Annotated in this window: 3 protein-coding genes; all 3 read left to right on the top strand. The window is 40.9% G+C overall.

Annotated elements, in window-relative coordinates; all coding sequences use genetic code 11:
- Nucleotides 1-77 precede the first annotated feature (77 nt).
- Nucleotides 78-1,436: an aminodeoxychorismate synthase component I gene (pabB, locus tag H5072_RS17095; protein WP_024594771.1), complete on the top strand. Its 1,359-nt coding sequence runs from the start codon at nt 78-80 to the stop codon at nt 1,434-1,436.
- A 6-nt stretch (nt 1,437-1,442) separates the two neighbouring features.
- On the top strand, nt 1,443-2,018 hold the full coding sequence (locus H5072_RS17100) for a CoA pyrophosphatase (protein WP_024594770.1): 576 nt from the start codon (nt 1,443-1,445) through the stop codon (nt 2,016-2,018).
- Nucleotides 2,019-2,119: 101 nt separating this feature from the next.
- On the top strand, nt 2,120-2,362 hold a 243-nt coding region (locus H5072_RS17105; RefSeq protein ID WP_310735894.1), incomplete at its 3' end, for a serine dehydratase beta chain.

The following is a 2,362-nucleotide window of genomic DNA, read 5'->3' on the forward strand; positions in this document are numbered from 1 at the left end:
CAGCTTAGTGCTGCCAAAAAATTTGACTTATGATACCCTCCCAGCCCGTTTCGAGCCAGTTCTTAAAGGGGCAGTAAATGCTAAACAATAAAAAAAATTGTATTAAATTAGGCATAACACAAAACTGCATTGACGTTTTTGCGCATTTTTCACATTTGCCTTATGCAATTCTATTAGATTCTGCAAATAGTAATCATATAAACAGCCGTTTTGATATTGTTGCTATTGAGCCGCAAAGTACCCTTGAAGTAAAAAATAATAAAAGCTTTTTAAATAATATAGAAAGTAGTGATAACTGCTTTGAAATTATGAATAATGAGCTTTCGCATCTTGCTAAAACAAAAGCCGATTACGATTTACCCTTTAACGGCGGCTGGCTTGGCTACTTTGGCTACGACTTAGGGCGTACAATTGAAAACATCCCCACTCGTGCTATTGAAGATATTAATCTTCCCCAAATGGCTATTGGCCTTTACTTAGATGCCCTTATTTACGACAAGCAGCAACAAAGCTGGTTTTATGTATCGCAGCCAAACACCGATCGATTAGCGCTTTATGAGCAATACTTAAATACACACGCTAACTCCCAAGTTAATACGCAGTCCTTTGCCCTAAACAGCGACTGGCAATCAAATATGAGCGAAACGGAATACGCTGCAAAGTTTGCCCAAATTGAGGAGTATCTAAAAAGTGGCGATTGTTACCAAATTAATTTAGCGCAGCGCTTTAACGCTCAGTTTGAAGGCTCCCCTTGGGCGGCTTATATTAAACTGCGTGAGGCAAATAAAGCGCCATTTTCGAGCTTTATAAATCACCCTCAAGGGGCAATTTTATCAATTTCCCCTGAGCGCTTTATATCTGTAAATAATAACGTTGTAGAAACCAAACCTATTAAAGGCACTCTGCCGCGAAAAGCGGATGCGCTGGAGGATCAACGCCAAGCCCAAATACTCGCAGCATCAGCTAAAGATCGCGCTGAAAATGTCATGATTGTTGATTTACTGCGTAACGACTTAGGCAAAGTGGCAAAACCTGGCAGCGTCCACGTCCCTTCCCTTTTTGCTATTGAAAGCTTTCCGGCAGTGCATCATTTAGTAAGCACGGTAACCTCAGAACTTGATGAAGGCAAAACAGCGGTCGATCAGTTAAAAGCGGCTTTTCCGGGTGGCTCAATCACCGGTGCGCCCAAAATTAGAGCGATGGAAATAATTGAAGAACTAGAACCACATCGCCGCAGCATTTATTGTGGTTCAATTGGTTATTTAAGTGCATGTGGAAATATGGATACGAGTATCACTATTCGTACCTTGGTGTGCCACAAAGCGCAAATTTACTGCTGGGCAGGTGGCGGAATAGTAGCTGATTCTAAAGTCGAATTGGAATATCAAGAAACTTACGATAAAGTAAATAAAATCCTCCCTTTATTAAAACAGTAGGTCGCTTTGAATAGTGAACACATTATGGCGCGGTTTCTGTTAAGCCCTACAGCTGCGCCAAACCAGTTAAAAGACACGCGTAAAAAACGTGCTAGCGCTGTTATGCTGCCAATTATTGATATAGATAATCATGCACATATTTTACTGTGTAAACGCCCTACTTATTTACACCATCACCCTGGGGAGATTTGTTTGCCCGGAGGTAAGTTTGAAGTAAGCGACATTACCCTTCGCACCACAGCCCTTCGCGAACTAAAAGAAGAGCTAAATATTGCCCAAAGCAACGTTAATGTATTAGGTCATTTACCTGAGTATTCAACATTAACGGGTTTTAGTATTAGCCCCTATGTGGGTTTACTTAATAAAGGCACCACCTGGGAAAATGACTATAATGAAGTACAAGCGAGCTTTTTACTCTCGGTCACTGAGTTAAATAACGAAGCTAATTGGCAACCCTTACCTTTTCAACGATTTGGGAAAACGGTTATTTTGCAAGGTTTTAAAACGCCACATGGTTTACTTTGGGGTGCGACTGCAAGCATTATAAAAAACTTTACAAAGCAACTCGCCTTACCAGTTTAAATCTTCGTTATTAGTAGTTACACAATCACAATTCCACGTTATCATGCTCGACCGTTCAAAGAGCAGCTTCGTGCTGATAAAACAAAGTAGAGACACACATTATGATCAGTGCATTTGATATGTTTAGCATTGGTATTGGCCCTTCGTCATCACACACCGTTGGCCCAATGCGCGCATCACGCTTATTTGTTAATGACCTACAAGAACAACAATTATTAGCAAATGTTACCGATATTAAAGTAGAGCTTTATGGCTCTTTGGGACAAACAGGTGTTGGCCATGGATCGGGTAAAGCCGTAATTCTTGGTTTAGCCGGTTATGACCCTGAAACTATAGATGCCGAT

Origin of the sequence: Pseudoalteromonas sp. SR45-5, from assembly GCF_014163565.1 — a bacterium.
GTDB classification, from domain to species: Bacteria; Pseudomonadota; Gammaproteobacteria; order Enterobacterales; family Alteromonadaceae; genus Pseudoalteromonas; species Pseudoalteromonas distincta.